Origin of the sequence: Paenibacillus sp. 32352 (assembly GCF_002042965.1) — a bacterium.
Classification (GTDB): Bacteria; Bacillota; Bacilli; order Paenibacillales; family NBRC-103111; genus Paenibacillus_S; species Paenibacillus_S vulneris.
This window is the reverse complement of record NZ_MZNT01000026.1, coordinates 16,149-30,445: the sequence shown is the minus strand read 5'-3', so window position 1 is coordinate 30,445 and position 14,297 is coordinate 16,149. Positions and strand designations below refer to the sequence as shown.

Annotated in this window: 16 protein-coding genes; 3 read left to right on the top strand and 13 right to left on the bottom strand. The window is 50.3% G+C overall.

The features are described 5' to 3' along the window. Positions 1 to 351 precede the first annotated feature (351 nt). From B1728_RS35285 to zwf, 4 genes are all read right to left on the bottom strand, one after another. A complete protein-coding gene (locus tag B1728_RS35285) occupies positions 352 to 849 on the bottom strand; it encodes a CcdC protein domain-containing protein (protein ID WP_079915089.1) in 498 nt (165 codons plus the stop codon). Positions 850 to 916: 67 nt separating this feature from the next. Next, complete coding sequence (locus tag B1728_RS35280) at positions 917 to 2,494, bottom strand: peptide chain release factor 3 (RefSeq protein ID WP_144028112.1); 1,578 nt, start codon at positions 2,492 to 2,494, stop codon at positions 917 to 919. A 32-nt stretch (positions 2,495 to 2,526) separates the two neighbouring features. Beyond that, on the bottom strand, positions 2,527 to 3,591 hold the full coding sequence (locus tag B1728_RS35275; protein ID WP_079915088.1) for a metallophosphoesterase family protein: 1,065 nt from the start codon (positions 3,589 to 3,591) through the stop codon (positions 2,527 to 2,529). Between the two features lie 232 nt (positions 3,592 to 3,823). Continuing rightward, positions 3,824 to 5,344 (bottom strand): glucose-6-phosphate dehydrogenase, encoded by a 1,521-nt coding sequence (gene zwf / locus B1728_RS35270; protein WP_079915087.1) that lies wholly within the window; start codon positions 5,342 to 5,344, stop codon positions 3,824 to 3,826. Positions 5,345 to 5,544: 200 nt separating this feature from the next. Between zwf and B1728_RS35265 the strand changes: the two genes are divergently transcribed. Then, positions 5,545 to 5,895, top strand: coding sequence for an LSm family protein (locus B1728_RS35265; protein WP_079915086.1), 351 nt, complete (start codon positions 5,545 to 5,547; stop codon positions 5,893 to 5,895). A gap of 302 nt (positions 5,896 to 6,197) precedes the next feature. Here the strand turns inward: B1728_RS35265 and B1728_RS35260 are convergent, their stop codons facing one another. Beyond that, positions 6,198 to 6,650 (bottom strand): GNAT family N-acetyltransferase, encoded by a 453-nt coding sequence (locus B1728_RS35260; RefSeq protein WP_079915085.1) that lies wholly within the window; start codon positions 6,648 to 6,650, stop codon positions 6,198 to 6,200. Positions 6,651 to 6,942: 292 nt separating this feature from the next. Here B1728_RS35260 and B1728_RS35255 point away from each other — a divergent pair, with 292 nt between their 5' ends. Further along, positions 6,943 to 7,665: a hypothetical protein gene (locus B1728_RS35255; RefSeq protein WP_079915084.1), complete on the top strand. Its 723-nt coding sequence runs from the start codon at positions 6,943 to 6,945 to the stop codon at positions 7,663 to 7,665. On the opposite strand, the gene B1728_RS35250 is transcribed toward B1728_RS35255, so the two are convergent. Continuing rightward, positions 7,660 to 7,950, bottom strand: a complete 291-nt coding sequence (locus tag B1728_RS35250; protein WP_144028111.1) for a hypothetical protein — start codon at positions 7,948 to 7,950, stop codon at positions 7,660 to 7,662. The genes B1728_RS35255 and B1728_RS35250 overlap by 6 nt on opposite strands. An 829-nt stretch (positions 7,951 to 8,779) precedes the next feature. Between B1728_RS35250 and B1728_RS35245 the strand changes: the two genes are divergently transcribed. Next, positions 8,780 to 9,379, top strand: coding sequence for a TetR/AcrR family transcriptional regulator (locus B1728_RS35245; protein WP_079915083.1), 600 nt, complete (start codon positions 8,780 to 8,782; stop codon positions 9,377 to 9,379). Here B1728_RS35245 and B1728_RS35240 read toward each other — a convergent pair. From B1728_RS35240 to B1728_RS35210, 7 genes are all read right to left on the bottom strand, one after another. Then, the gene (locus tag B1728_RS35240; protein ID WP_028548883.1) at positions 9,357 to 10,007 is read right to left on the bottom strand and encodes a response regulator; all 651 of its coding nucleotides are present in this window, start codon (positions 10,005 to 10,007) and stop codon (positions 9,357 to 9,359) included. The genes B1728_RS35245 and B1728_RS35240 overlap by 23 nt on opposite strands. Next, positions 9,985 to 11,079 (bottom strand): sensor histidine kinase, encoded by a 1,095-nt coding sequence (locus tag B1728_RS35235; RefSeq protein WP_079915082.1) that lies wholly within the window; start codon positions 11,077 to 11,079, stop codon positions 9,985 to 9,987. Before B1728_RS35235 ends, B1728_RS35240 begins: the two co-directional genes overlap by 23 nt. Before the next feature lie 70 nt (positions 11,080 to 11,149). Beyond that, positions 11,150 to 11,815: a cell wall-active antibiotics response protein LiaF gene (gene liaF / locus B1728_RS35230; RefSeq protein WP_079915081.1), complete on the bottom strand. Its 666-nt coding sequence runs from the start codon at positions 11,813 to 11,815 to the stop codon at positions 11,150 to 11,152. Positions 11,816 to 11,972: 157 nt separating this feature from the next. After that, positions 11,973 to 12,674: a PspA/IM30 family protein gene (locus B1728_RS35225; protein ID WP_079915080.1), complete on the bottom strand. Its 702-nt coding sequence runs from the start codon at positions 12,672 to 12,674 to the stop codon at positions 11,973 to 11,975. Next, complete coding sequence (locus B1728_RS35220; RefSeq protein WP_079915079.1) at positions 12,674 to 13,189, bottom strand: PspC domain-containing protein; 516 nt, start codon at positions 13,187 to 13,189, stop codon at positions 12,674 to 12,676. The genes B1728_RS35225 and B1728_RS35220 overlap by 1 nt, the downstream gene beginning before the upstream one ends. Next, complete coding sequence (locus B1728_RS35215; RefSeq protein ID WP_079915078.1) at positions 13,186 to 13,872, bottom strand: PspA/IM30 family protein; 687 nt, start codon at positions 13,870 to 13,872, stop codon at positions 13,186 to 13,188. Before B1728_RS35215 ends, B1728_RS35220 begins: the two co-directional genes overlap by 4 nt. Before the next feature lie 67 nt (positions 13,873 to 13,939). Continuing rightward, positions 13,940 to 14,242, bottom strand: coding sequence for a LiaF transmembrane domain-containing protein (locus tag B1728_RS35210; protein WP_079915077.1), 303 nt, complete (start codon positions 14,240 to 14,242; stop codon positions 13,940 to 13,942). Positions 14,243 to 14,297: the final 55 nt, after the last annotated feature.

The window sequence follows — 14,297 nt, the reverse complement described above, 5'->3', positions numbered from 1 at the left end:
TGAGTCTGTCGAGAAACCTAGTTTTGCGAGAACTTTGCTAAATATGGAGGTGGGGTATTCCTCGGAAGAGTTTACGTCCGCCTTTGAAACCCGTGAAAATACCACTAAATCTGATCCCTTTCACGGGTTTCAACAGCGGCTGGAGGGGCATACCCCACCGTAGTATATTAGCAATAGTTCAAGCCTTATAGGTTTCTCGACAATCTGACCCCACAAAGTGGGGCCTTGGCTTCGGAGCTGATTCAGGCTTTGCGGGGAGCCCCGAAATTTATAAATTGTATACTGTTAAGAAAACCCGATCCGGTTCGGATCGGGCCACAATACTTTTTCTCATGCAAAAACCAGCTTGGATTACTTTCCTTTTGCCAGCAAAAAGGTAAAAAATCGAATGTAATACGATACAAGCACGAAGAAGATACCGATCGTCCAAGGATCTTTCCCGTACATCTGCATCGGATTCGCGGAAGGGTCATACGCATCGGGTCCCATAGACTGCATCACCAACAGCCTGTAAGCAATCCTGCCCACCAATAAGGCAAGCACTGCCATATTAACCCATAGATGCGTACGATAATACATTCCATCGCTCTGCTGCTCGAATTGCGTATGCTTGATCGCATAATGCGCCAGCACCAGGCCGCAGACCAGACCCACTCCATCAGCTATAAGGTTAATAGGGTGAAGGACTCCCAGGTATAGAAACACGCAACCCAGCAGACTGAACAGGATGATCCGAAACATTAGCCTGGAACGTACGATCTTCTGCAAGCCGATCGTCCGCTTGGTCCTGCGGTAAATCATGAATCCAACCAGCAGGACTATTCCCAAAGTCGGTCCCATATGCTGCATGCAGCCACCCACCTGCCATTTCCTTAATTTAGCTTAGTAAGCATTTTGTTTGTATCTTTTTTTACCCTTAGGGAGCATTCTCCAAAAATTTCGCGTTCGGATTTTTTTCCATTGCTGAGCGCATCGCATACTCACTCTCGAATAAGGCGACATAGTTGTCGTTCTTATCCCGAACCAGCTGGGAGTTAATGCGGAACTTGCCCGGATCGATCTGATCATCGATAATCCATCTCGCAAACTGGAAGTTCGTGCGCTGAAGCTGAACGTCTACACCGTATTCCGCTTTCATCCTGTACTCGAATACCTCAAACTGAAGCTGGCCGACAACGCCAAGAATCAAATCGTCAAATCCGATCGTACGGAATACCTGGATCGTTCCTTCTTCCGTCAGCTGGTCGACACCTTTTTGAAACTGCTTATGCTTGAGCGCATTTTTCACGGTTACCTTGGAGAACAGCTCCGGCGAAAACGTCGGCAGCTCATTGAATTCGACATTGCCGGCCTGGCTGAGGGAGTCACCCAACCGGAAAATTCCCGGGTCAAAGAGCCCGATAATGTCCCCCGGATAAGCCTCTTCCACGATGTCGCGGTCCTGCGCGAGGAACTGCTGCGGTTGAGCCAGCTTGATATCTTTGCCTGCCCGCACATGCTTAACGGACATTCCGCGCTCGAACTTGCCGGAGCAAATGCGTAAGAACGCAATCCGGTCACGGTGAGCAGGGTTCATGTTCGCCTGGATTTTGAAAATATACCCGGTAAACTTCTCGTTCATCGGATCAATCTCGCCTTCGCTGCTGCTGCGCGGCGTCGGCTTCGGCGCCAGCTGCAGGAAGTTTTCAAGGAATGTTTGCACACCGAAATTGTTGATGGCACTGCCGAAAAAGACAGGAGTCAGCTCGCCGCTGCGTACCTTCTCATAATCAAACTCGTCACCCGCTACGTCCAGCAGCTCCAAATCCTGCACCAGCTGATCATAGAAGAAGTCTCCCGCAATTTCCTTCACCACAGGGTCATCGTATCCGCTAACCTTGCGAACCTGAATCTCCTTATGATCGTCTCCCTGGAACAGCTCGACTTGGATTAATTTACGGTCGTATACGCCGCGAAATTGCTTGCCGGAGCCGATAGGCCAGTTCATCGGATAAGATCGGATGCCAAGCACCTGCTCCAGCTCCTCAAGAAGATCGAACGGGTTTTGCCCTTCACGGTCCATTTTATTAATGAATGTAAAAATCGGGATGCCCCGCATGCGGCATACCTGAAACAGCTTCTTCGTCTGCGCCTCGACCCCTTTGGCCGAGTCGATCAGCATGACCGCACTATCCGCCGCAGTCAACGTACGGTAAGTATCCTCTGAGAAATCCTGGTGACCTGGAGTATCGAGAATATTGACACGATGTCCAGAATAATCGAATTGCATTACGCTCGATGTAACCGAGATCCCTCTTTGTTTCTCGATTTCCATCCAGTCGGAAGTCGCATGCTTGCTTGCCTTGCGGCCTTTTACCGTACCTGCCAAACGGATCGCTCCCCCGAAGAGCAGCAGCTTCTCGGTCAGCGTCGTTTTCCCCGCGTCGGGGTGAGAAATAATAGCGAAGGTACGGCGCTTTTCAACCTCTTCTATCATCTTTTGCTTGGTATCCATGCTCATAAGCTTCTGTAATTCCTTCCTTATCGTTAAGTTAGCTTCAGGCCCCAATCCGCTTCCTTCAGCCAGGCTCGCTTGCTGAACTCGCGGCCGCGAACGGTAACTCTGTCCTTATACACCTGAACATATAAGCCTTGCGATTTTTCCTTCCCGGCATTTTCATAATTCCGGTTCAAAACCCTGCCGACTGACGAATTATGGAAGTAATGGAACGTTTCCTTCACATAATGCTCTGCGCCGTTCTGGAAATCCTGATGCCGGTGTCCGCAAAAGACGAATACATTTTTGTAAGGCTTCAATATTTCGCGGAACTTCTTCGCGGGGATCAGCTGATGACTTCCTCCGTCAGAGCCGATAGGCGGCAGCGGCTGGTGGGTCATGACGAAGATCGGCTTGCCGTCCTTATGCTGAGCCAGCTGATTCTTGAACCAATCCAGCTGCTGATCGGAGTACCAGGCCCCTTCGCCGACCTCCGGCTTCTCTTGGACGTAGGCTTCCTGTGACAGCAGGATGATAGGGAACCCGTTGATCTGCGCGGCGTTGTAGATGCTGTCCAGATTAAAAAACTTCTGGAACCGCTCGCGCGCCTGCCAATCCGTCTTCCCGTTGGGCATCGTTTCTTTATTGAATGCCCCCTTCTTGTCTACCCAAATATCGTAATAATCGTGATTGCCCATGTTCGCGTAGATAGGCGGCAGCTTATAGGCCGACAGCAGCTTCTGAAGTTCCTTGTAGCCGTCCGCGCCTCCGAAATCCGTCAGATCGCCTGTGATGATCAAAGCTTCAATCGGCGATTCGAATTGCTTCATATCTTCTAGGGCTTCCTTCATATGCTTGATAGTATTGGGATCATATACCGAAATATGAAGATCGCTTAATATCATAAATGAAAATAACGGATCCTTGTCATTGGCCGGCTCCGGTTTAGCTTCCGGCGGCTCCTGCTTTGCGAGTCTCGGTTCCGAGTCTGTACTCGGCTGCGCTGCCAACTGCGTGTCCTCCGATCGCTGAAGCAATTTGAACAGTCCGGTAAAAGCCGCCCCTATAAGGACAAGCAATCCAAGCATCCAGCGGATAAAAGCCCGACGGGACATAGAAGTATTCCCCCTGAGTATGAATCATGCCATCATTTTATTCAACGTTCATTTTACCATGAAATGCGTTTCTTTATTATATCTGTTTATCCGGATGTATGCACACTTTTTCAATGCACGGGAGATTCACTAAAGCATTAACGCAGGTAAGATTTCGACAAAAGAAACAGGGCTCGTACCCTTATGCATGTACGGCCCTGCGATTTTCACTTGTCCTGCTGACATAAACGGCTTAACGCTGTGTAAACTCCCAAGCCACTTCTCCCTCATCCTGTCCGTTAACCGGCCACCATTTGAAGCCGTCCTCAGACAGCAGCTGCTGAGCTTGATCCGGCCCCCATGTTCCGGCAGGGTACAGATGCAGGTTATCCGTGCGCTCTCCCCATGCCGCGGCGATCTTGTCCACGTACTTCCAAGCCAGCGCCACTTCATCCCAACGGGTAAAGTAGGTGGAGTCGCCGCGTGCCGCATCATGCAGCAAACGCTCGTAGGCCTCCGGCGTATTCAGGCCGACCTGGCAGCTCTGGCAGAAATCCATGGCAACAGGCACAATCGTGCCTTCGGATCCCGGCTGCATCGCGTTCATTTTGAAGTAAATGCCCTCCATCGGGTTTACCCGGAACACTAACAGATTCGGCTCGAGCTTATGCTTCTTCGAAAGGTACACATTGTTAGGCACATTCTTGAATTCGACAACGACTTCCGTCGTTTTGACAGGCAGCCTTTTGCCGGTGCGGATGTAGAATGGAACGCCCGCCCAGCGGAAGTTGTCCACGAATACGCGCGCGGCGAAATAGGTTTCGGTCGTCGACTCCGGATTGACGGAATCCTCCTCGCGGTACCCTGGAACCTGCTTGCCTTTGTTGGTTCCCGCCACATATTGTCCGCGAACCGTATTGGCCCGGACCTCAGCAGCATTCTGGAAGCCCCGCAGCGAACGGAATACTTTGACCTTCTCGTCGCGGATATCTTCCGGCGACAGACGGCTAGGCGGTTCCATTGCCATCATGGCCAGCATTTGCAGCATATGGTTCTGGCCCATATCGCGCAGAGCACCCGAGTGATCGTAATACCCTCCGCGCTCCTCGACGCCAACCGTTTCACTTAAAGTAATTTGAATGTTGGCAATATATTTGTTGTTCCACAAAGGCTCGAAGAACGCATTGGCAAATCGAACGACGCTAATGTTCTGAACCATTTCTTTACCCAAATAATGGTCGATACGGTAAATATCTTTTTCATCGAATACTTGCCGAATTTCTGCATTCAGCTTCTCTGCGGAAGGCAGATCGTAGCCGAATGGCTTTTCAATGACCAGGCGCGCCCATCCGGAGGTTTCAAGCAAGCCTCCTGCCTGCAGGTTATGAGAAACACTGCCGAACAGTTCAGGTGCCAACGCCAGGTAAAACAGGCGATTGCCGCCTACGTCGAATTTGTCGTCAAGACGGTCCGCCAAGCCACGCAGATCTTTAAACGCCGATGGATTGTTGATGTCCAGGGACATGTACTCAAAGTGCTCTGCAAAGGATTCCCACTGCTCGTCCTTCGTTACATTATAACGAGCGAATTCTTTGATCGATTCCAGCACATCCTCACGAAACTGCTCATTGGTTCTTGAGCGTCTCGCCAAACCGATCACGGCAAAGCGATCCCCCAGCTTACGCTCGCGGTACAAGCAATAAATTGCAGGGAACAGCTTGCGGCGGGCCAAATCGCCCGTAGCACCGAATAGGAAAAACACCGTATTGGTCATCTTCTCATCATTCTTTCTTATGTATTTTTTATTGCTTTAACTAATCAAAGTCATGAACTCTTTAAGCATAACGAAAACTGGCTCAGGATTCAATGCCCTCATCATGCAAAATAGGCGCGTAACCTCTAGGCCATTATCCAAACGCACATACACGTTACGCATAGACTAGAGTGTACATGATGACGGAGGTGTAAACATTCATGAGACATATTCATCCCATTAACGAAGACACGTGCCGGGAACATTTCGGCAAGCCTGTGCTTGTCATTCTAAGAGACGGCAGCGAAATGGTTGGTGTACTGAGCGCTTATGAAAACGGTCAAATCATTTTGAACCGTCAGGCAGCCGCAGCCGATTCGACCGTCGGCTCCTCGAGCTCCAAAAGGTCCGGCTCCAACAGCATCAAATCGAGGAAAACAAGGATCAAAGCGAAAACAAGAGCCAAGCTGTCCGCCTTCCCCGGGCCTGGACCCGGATTCGGCATTCCGCCCTTTGGCGGAGGAATCGCGCTGGATCTTTCCCTAATTGCTCTTTTGTTCCTGCTCGTTTAAGCGATTCAGCAAGAGCTGAGTCCGGCATTCGGCGGACGGGAGGGCTCCTCCCTCCGCCGAGGCTTGCATCAAGCGGAAGACAGTCTGTTTGCCTTACTATCCCCGGAAATGGTAATGCAATAAACCATCCGTTCGCGAAACGTATCCCTTCCATTATGCGAGGTCCCGTCTATCGACATATGGCGATCATTCATAGAGGGATGATAGGCATTATCACTGCGCTGACGCTTTAGTTAAGGTATGCGCGGTAAAAAAGGTCCCGCCCATCCGCAGCGAAGACCCTCCTATTAGGTTTAAAAAGGTTACTTCTTCAAATGGATACGCTTCGACAATTGGTAGCAGCGAATCAGGCTGTTGTAATGAACCGGTACATAATCCTTGGAGGCATAAAAGCGCTGAGCCTGCGTATTCGTATCATCTACCCACAGCCGAATTTCATTCTTTCCGGCCAGCACGGCTGAACGCTCCGCGTGCTCCATCAGCCTAGAACCCATTCCTTTGCCCTGCGCTCTTGGATGAACGGCAAGCATGTCGATGATCATGACCTCCTTGTCCTCACGGAGCGTAATGAACCCGCACGCCGCCCGGCCCCCCGAGCATGCGACATAGGTGCTGCTACCCTTCATCCGATCCCGGATCAATGGAAGCGTCACTCGCAAATCCGGTTGGGTCAGTCTTGCATAGGGTAACAGAAGCAGCTCCACCAGCTCCAGTATCACTTTATCGTCCCGACGCGGAATTCGCTTTCGGATCACTGGCCTCGCCCCCTAGAATAAAGAATTACTTTATACTATGAAGCGACGGCAGGGTGTGCTATTATTTCAAATACTTTTTACCGACGAAGGCAAGAAACAGCACGCAGACGATAATAACAACCACGATGACGGCCGTTTGTACCCAATCCATGACAAAATGCCCCTTTTTCCAAGTTAATTCTATATCATACAGTAGCGTTAATAATTATGTCAAGTTCCAATTTACGTAAGATGGAACATTAGGTATAATAAAACCAATCCATTTCTCATTATTCATCGGAGGTGTTCAAGCATGCTGGCCAAGCTATCTAAAGTGGCTCGTACATACCGTACCAATGCCTTATGGCATTCCGGAGAGGATCTATGGAAGCGCCGTTCGCGTCGGTCTTCACCCTTCTTCAATCCGCCATCGATCTCGTCCCATGCGTTCCATCATGATTTCGAACCATTCGCATTCGCCGCTGCGTTAAGCTTATCCCATGTCTTGACCGCCGCCGTCGAAGCGAAGGAATCTGTCGAGGCCTTGACTCGACAGTATGATCGGGAGTGGGAAGCAACGGATGAGCAAGACCCTGCCTTCCCTGAACAAGAACAAAAGACCACCTTCCGTCAACAGCAGGTTGAGGAGCTGGTCCAAAGCTATATTCTTCTTCATCAAGCATTGACTTCAGCATCTACCTATATCGACAGCAAGACGCTGGAGGAGGCGCTCAGCCAGCCCGCTTCAGAACTATGGGAGGAGCTTGGTCTTCGACAATCAGACGGAGAAGCCGCGTCACTCATGGATATGCCTGTTCCCCATCAGGTCGACGCGTCACGGACCGGCGAGCTGGCCGTTATTCTATCTGAAACGGCCGATCGGCTTCTTGCCTTTCCGCCGGAGCAGCTTCTCGACAAAGAACAGCCGCAATTCAAGACGATAACGAAATACCGCTTTCGACAATGGGAGGCAGGCCAGGTGCACACCTACTTCTCCATCCCTCTTAACGGAATCCTCATTAATCAATATTTATAAGGCGCGGCTTAAGCCGCGTTTTTTGCTTTCCAAAGCCTGCATCAGCGCAGCTTGCTTAGCTTTGGCTTGCCTGGCGTTATCAGGCATGTCAAACCATTCCCTGCACCTGTACAGCTCCATAAGTGCGTGCTCTGCCGCTTCCGACGCCTGCTTTTCATTATTCAGCAAGTAGAAAGCGATTTGATAGCAATATTCCTCATAGCGCCGAAGGTGAACGGCCTTCTCCCTGCATGGCAGGGTCTCGAATTCCATTCCCCTTGTCCTTTCGGCTATAATAACCGCCATCTCCCTCTCCCCTTTTCGACTCTAATTTGGACCACGCTCATCCACAACTCTAACTACTATATATCCAAGGCGCTTAAACGCCAGTTCCTATTTTGTTCTCTCTATATATAGACGAAACAAAGCGCGATTTTCTTTCACTGTTTCCGACATTTCCACAAAAAAACAGCCTCTTCTTTAGAAAAAAGATCACTGTCAGCAGAAGATAGGGTTTATCTTTGGATTATTTGCCTACCATCGTTTCTTTTCGCCACTTTTTAGAGACCGTGAATTTTGTCAATTTCCCCGGAAATAATCACATTTTGAACATGTCCCCCGACAAAGATGTTTATTTCACCAATCGGCCTGTCTCACAGAGTCGAACCGTATGAGGTTTCGTCAAGCTCGTCCGCCTTCAGAGCCTCTTTGAGGATTTCGACAGCCTCTATCTATCCGCTAGTTGTCGAATGACGGCCCGATGGTCTCTAAGGCTGTCTGGCTCCTCTGTCCGTTCCATTCTCTGCCCGAATATGTGAACTTCTCTACCCATGATTCACAATAATTATTGGATCAGAAAATATTTTGCCTTCGGTCAATAAATAAATCCCTCTCCTGGCAAGCACCCGAAACCCTTTCCATTCATAGGTTTATGACTATCCTTTATGTGGATACGGCCCAATGTAATGTTTCCCTTTTTCATACCATTCCTATTCTATTTATCAGCTATATCCAGTGTTAAATAAAATAACATAAATTTTAATGACTCTTGCAGATATCATTCACCAGCTGGTATTATGTTATTATAATTAACATTAATAAGAACTACTTATCATAAAGAAACGGAGCTCTGATCATGACTTCTAGTACGATTAAAGCCGCTGCATTACGCCATTTTGCAAAAAACGGGTATGAGGGCACCCCTTTATCGGAAATCGCCAAGGACGTGGGAATCAAGACGCCGTCGCTCTATGCTCATTTTCGCAGCAAGGAAGACTTGTTTCTCCGGCTTTTCGAGGAGCTGCTTCAAGAACATGCCGCCCGCGTCGGCCAGCTGCTGGAATCCATTCACGACTACCCGGTGAAAGAGAAGCTGTTTGCCATTCTTAGGGACTCCTGCGATACTTATTTGGTCAGCGAGGAAAAAATCACCTTCCTGCGCAGAGCGATGCTGTTTCCCCCTACCTTTCTTCAAGAACGGCTGCAGCACAAATTTATTGAAATCGAGCGTCTTTTTACAGCCCCTCTACAAGAAATCTTTTCGACAGGAATACAAAAAGGACTCATCCGCGATGAGCCCGTCGAAGAGCTGCTGGCCTCCTATCTTTGTTTGATGGATGGCTGCTTTCTCCAATTATTTTATTATGGCCGGCCCCAATTCGAACAGCGGCTGGAAGGAGTATGGCGCATCTACTGGGAAGGCATTGCCGCCCCTATTCTACCAGACCGTTCTTAAAGGCATATATGGCCGCCTGCGTACGATCCTCGACACCAAGCTTGGCAAGAATATTCGTTACATGGAACTTGACCGTTTTAATGCCGATGAACAGCTCATCCGCCACATCCTGATTGGACTTGCCGGAAGCGATCAGACGAAGCACCTCCATCTCTCTTTCCGTCAGCTCCTCGTGAGCAGGAGCGGCAGCCTTCGGCTGTCGGAACCGGTTCATGATCTTGGAAGCCACCTGGGATTCAAGGATGGATTGGCCTTTTACCGCAGCCCGGATCGCTTGTGCAATTTCCGCAGCCCGAGAGGTTTTCAACAAATAGCTGAAGGCTCCCGCTTCAATAACCGGGTACATCTTCTCATCGTCCAGGAAGCTTGTCAGAACGATTACTTTGCACTCGGGGTACAGCTGAAGCAGCCGCCGGGTCGTTTCGATTCCGTCCATTCCTTCCATAACCAGATCCATCAAGACGACATCCGGCCTGTATTCCTGAGCCAGTCTAATACCCTCCGCACCATTGCTGGCCTCGCCAACAACCTCAATATCTTCCTCCGTACTCAGCACCGCTGCCAAACCTATCCGAACCATTTCGTGGTCATCCACCAATAGAACTTTAATCGCCATCTCGTTCTCCATCCAATTCTCCCCCTTCCGTCAAAATCGGCACCCGAATCTCAATCCGAGTTCCTTTGCCCGGCGCCGTTATCAAATTCAAGGACCCGCCGATTTCATTCACGCGTTCCTTCATGGTCACAATACCGTAAGAAGCATGCTTTTTCGCATCGAGATCAAAGCCTACGCCATTATCCCGGATCAGCAGTCGAATCGCATCGCTGGAAGGCTGAGTCAACCGCACTTCCAGCTTGGTAGCCTTGGAATGCCTGAGGGCATTCGACATCGCCTCCTGCACGATCCGGAACAAATGATCCTCGATCCCTTTGGGCAGCTTGACGTCCTCCTCCAACTCCCAGGAGATTTCCATAGGAACTTTGGCCATCAGCTCCTGAAGCAGCTCCAGCAAGCCTTCCGCAAGACGCTTCCCTTCCAGATGGACAGGACGCAAATGAAGGAGCAGCGCGCGCATCTCCGATTGAGCCACAGAGGCCATTTCCTCAATCAGATGAATTTGCCTTTTGGCCTTTTCGAACAAGGTCTTGTCGAAGTCCTTGTCCAGCGTTCTTCCAACCGCTGTAGCCGTCATCGAGATCGCGAACAATTGCTGACTGACGGCATCATGCAATTCCCGAGCCAGCCGCTGCCGCTCCTCCACGATAGCCGAATACTTCGCCTTTTGCGCCAGCTGCGCATTGTTGCTGGACAAGCGCTGGAGGGAGGTTACCTGCTCCTCCCATTTTTTCGTAATCTGGTTCAACTGCTCGCCGAGCCTGCCGATTTCATCCTCTCCGAGAGGAGGGACCTTGCGGCTTAAGTTTCCTTTTTCCAAGGAAATCATCACCTCGCGAAGCAGCTCCAGGCGCCGTTTGGTCTTGCTGCTGTTCCACAGCCCGTAAGCGCCTCCGATCACCGTAACGATAGCGATGACCGTCAGGCTGAGCCGCACACCCTCCTGCCAAGTCGTAAATTCATTGATATAGCCGTTGGAACTCAGGAAGTACACGATGACCCCAAACAAAAGAAGGCTGAGTATAATTGACTCGCCCATGCTTCGCCATATCATGTTGGTCAGTCGTTTGTCATGCCCTTCCATCCATTTCGGCCTCCATTGTTATCAATCTGTTTCAAAGTTATAAACGAGATTACTGCTGCAATTTGTTGCATTACACGATTTTAATATCTACATCGGCAACGACATAAGAGATAAGAAGCTTCACTCGCATGTCCGCGGTTTCGTAGTTCGGCGACTGCCATACCGTCTTGTTCAACGCCCCTGCCTCCTTCAGCGGTCCGATATCGGATTGACCGAACAAGACCGAGGAAGTGACGGAGACGCCCATATCCTCCGGAACAATAATATCCACATCGGCAATTACGCCCTGCAGGACGATCGTCGTTTCCTGCTGCTCCGGGATGGCATAGGTCAAATCGATTTGAAGCTCGCCGAGCACGTTCCATATCGAGCTGCTGCGCAGCACCCACGGTTCTCTTCCCCAGCGGATGCTCTCGATCAGACTCTGCTTCCTGACATAATCATCGCCCCGCTGAAGCTGCTTGGAGCGAATATAGAAGAAGCCGAGCGAGATTAGCACTACGGCCAGCAGAAGGGACAGGTTCCCTCCGATCAGGATGACCAATCCGATGCCGATAAATATATAGCCTTTGCGTACGGAGGCGGACCGGATTTTATTAATGCCGTAAAGAATGAACAAGAGAGCCAACACGGTGAAAAAGCCGAAATGATTATCCAGGAGCAAATACAGCCCGACTCCGATCAAGATCAGAGCTACATTTCGGTTATTGTTTCGATGCTTCCAATTCTTCTTCATCCGTGCTGCCTCCCTTCTTATGTCGATTCTGGTTCGCCCTTCGATAGGCGCAAAAGCCATAGCGGCCTATCGCTGCCCTATGGCTTTTTGCCTTTCCTAGCATATCATAATTTACTATGGCCTCAAAGAGGATTTTATCAATACGGGCGCAGCTGCCTTATTGGGATTGCTCTGAGTTCAGCTTCTCCTTCAACAGCTGAAGCTGATCGTCGACCTTTTGCTGCTTCGCCGCATCGGCTGCTCCGTAAGTGCCAGGATAACCGGCATTCGTCGAATAAGTATTCACATAAGGCTTGCGGGCAATTTCCGCTTCAACCTCCAGGGAAAGAATTTTGTCCTCCATGCGGCGGAAGCCTTTCACTGCGTTGCCGCCGTCAATAACGTTATTTGTCGTTACCTCGGCCATTTGCTTTTTCGCTTTGGCCAATTGAGCGCGGGATATCAGCTCGCTGCGCTTGTTGCGCATTTGGTAGAACGCATCCTTCATCTCATGCAGTTGCTGAACAAGCTCCTCCGCTTGCGCCTTCGATTGGGCATGCATTTCGGCATATTCGGTTATTTTTCCTTCGTAGTACAGCTTTTGCTCCAAAGCCTGACGGGCCGCCGCTTCCTGACCCTGCTTCAGTGCCTCCTTAGCCTGCTCCTCACGCTGTGCGGTCAGACGGATCGCTTCATCCCAACGCTCCTTTACTTTGCGTTCCGTTGCGATTTGACGGGCTACAGTCACTTCCGCTTGGGCGATTTCCTCTTCCATATCGCGGATATATTGATTCAGCATGATGATCGGATCTTCAACCTTATCCAGCAGCTCATGCAGCGACGCTTTTGTCATATCTTTAATTCTAGAAAATACTCCCATTATTTAACATCTCCCTTAGATTGTTGTTGTTTTTCGTATTGAGCCACTTTGCTGCGCAATTCCTCGATCTCTTTCCACATGGCCTTTTTCTCAATATCTTTCATCATATCGTCAAGATCAGACCCTGCTTGCTTCTCCTGCTGGTTCTCATATCCATATCCTGCCTGGGTATAAGCTCCCTCATAATGACCGCGGGGATCTCTTTCATCATGTCTGCGCGAGCCGCCATGACGTCTTCTTTCATGGCCGCGTCCCCAGGAGCCCTCACCGCGGTTCCATGGCCCTTGTCCCGGTCCTCCGTATCCGTAGCCTGCGTACGAAGCGTCAGGATAAGGCTCGCTTGGTATGACGAGAGCCGCCAGGAAGTACAGCGGAATGACGACACCGCCGGAAAAGAACGCCGTGACGACAACGATCAGTCGAAGCAAATTCGAATCGATTCTTAATGTATCGGATAATCCTCCGCAGAGACCGGTCACTTTTCGGTCCGTACGAGAACGGTATATTCTGGTCATGATCGCATCCAGCCCTCCTGCTGTAATTTCGATTTCAGCTTGGCCATCTCACTCTCCAGCGCCTGGGAAGCTGCACTGCCGGCCGCCATGAAGGCGTCGCGGGTTTGTGAGCGAACTTCGCGAAGCGTGCGCGCCGTCATCTCCATGTCGGATACGCGTTCCTCCAGCCGGTCAAACATTCTCGGCTGCGCCGAGCCGTAGCCTCCCATGCCGCGCAGACGCTCATTCATGCGCTGCTGCAGCCTTACGCTCTCCAGTCTTGCGATATAGTAGCTGCGCTTGGCCGCCACTTCCTCAAAGTCCGACTTGAGCTGCTGAACCTGCTCCTCAAGCTCAACGATGCCGAGCTTGCTTTGCTCGTACAACGCTTTGTACTGCGTGCTGCGCTCTTCCTGCTGGAGCTTCTCCTGCAGAGCTATGCGCGCAACCTCCTCCTCGCCCGCTTTAAGAGCAATCATGGCCTGCTGCTCGCGGCGCTCTTTCAGCTGAGCGGCGTTCATGTATTGCTGCCTTAGAGAGGCTGCATGGGACAAACATTGCTGCAGCAGCTTCTCCGACTCGCGGATTTGTTCCGCTTGAGACTGTAGATATTTATCTATCAGACGAACCGGATCTTCCGATTGCTCCAGCATTTCGTTGAAAGTCGCTACGGTAATGTCTCTGAATCTTTTGCCTAAACTCATGCCCTAACCACCTTTTCCTTCAAATTGTCATCCCCGTTTGGGGGAAGATCACATCACTATCCTATAATCAATAAGCGTCGCCTGATTTTTTCTTTAAGATGCAAACTCCGTAGCAGATAAATCCGATAGCAACCGCTATGGCAATCAATCCGGACAATTTACCGAGAAGAATCATCCCTCCGAATACGAGCAAGATCCAACCGATAATGGAACGGCCGTTTTTGATGCCCAACCAGCCTAGCCCGACGAGAGCTAGAGGGAATACGTAGCCCATAATGTGACCTGTGTGGAAGCCGAACTTGTTCAGCAGGATGATGGCTCCGAAGAAGATTAATAGAAGCGCCAAACCGCTGTGCCGATTTAGTCTCATTTATGTATTCACCGCCTTTCGTTGTCTTTGTGTTTCGTTCATGTCTTTATTTTAG

Coding starts and splice junctions, on each gene's coding strand:
- B1728_RS35285 (WP_079915089.1), bottom strand. CDS start 849: ATGCAGCATATGGGACCGACTTTGGGAATAGTCCTGCTGGTTGGATTC.
- B1728_RS35280 (WP_144028112.1), bottom strand. CDS start 2,494: ATGGATACCAAGCAAAAGATGATAGAAGAGGTTGAAAAGCGCCGTACC.
- B1728_RS35275 (WP_079915088.1), bottom strand. CDS start 3,591: ATGTCCCGTCGGGCTTTTATCCGCTGGATGCTTGGATTGCTTGTCCTT.
- zwf (WP_079915087.1), bottom strand. CDS start 5,344: ATGACCAATACGGTGTTTTTCCTATTCGGTGCTACGGGCGATTTGGCC.
- B1728_RS35265 (WP_079915086.1), top strand. CDS start 5,545: ATGAGACATATTCATCCCATTAACGAAGACACGTGCCGGGAACATTTC.
- B1728_RS35255 (WP_079915084.1), top strand. CDS start 6,943: ATGCTGGCCAAGCTATCTAAAGTGGCTCGTACATACCGTACCAATGCC.
- B1728_RS35250 (WP_144028111.1), bottom strand. CDS start 7,950: ATGGCGGTTATTATAGCCGAAAGGACAAGGGGAATGGAATTCGAGACC.
- B1728_RS35245 (WP_079915083.1), top strand. CDS start 8,780: ATGACTTCTAGTACGATTAAAGCCGCTGCATTACGCCATTTTGCAAAA.
- B1728_RS35240 (WP_028548883.1), bottom strand. CDS start 10,007: ATGGAGAACGAGATGGCGATTAAAGTTCTATTGGTGGATGACCACGAA.
- B1728_RS35235 (WP_079915082.1), bottom strand. CDS start 11,079: ATGGAAGGGCATGACAAACGACTGACCAACATGATATGGCGAAGCATG.
- liaF (WP_079915081.1), bottom strand. CDS start 11,815: ATGAAGAAGAATTGGAAGCATCGAAACAATAACCGAAATGTAGCTCTG.
- B1728_RS35225 (WP_079915080.1), bottom strand. CDS start 12,674: ATGGGAGTATTTTCTAGAATTAAAGATATGACAAAAGCGTCGCTGCAT.
- B1728_RS35220 (WP_079915079.1), bottom strand. CDS start 13,189: ATGACCAGAATATACCGTTCTCGTACGGACCGAAAAGTGACCGGTCTC.
- B1728_RS35215 (WP_079915078.1), bottom strand. CDS start 13,872: ATGAGTTTAGGCAAAAGATTCAGAGACATTACCGTAGCGACTTTCAAC.
- B1728_RS35210 (WP_079915077.1), bottom strand. CDS start 14,242: ATGAGACTAAATCGGCACAGCGGTTTGGCGCTTCTATTAATCTTCTTC.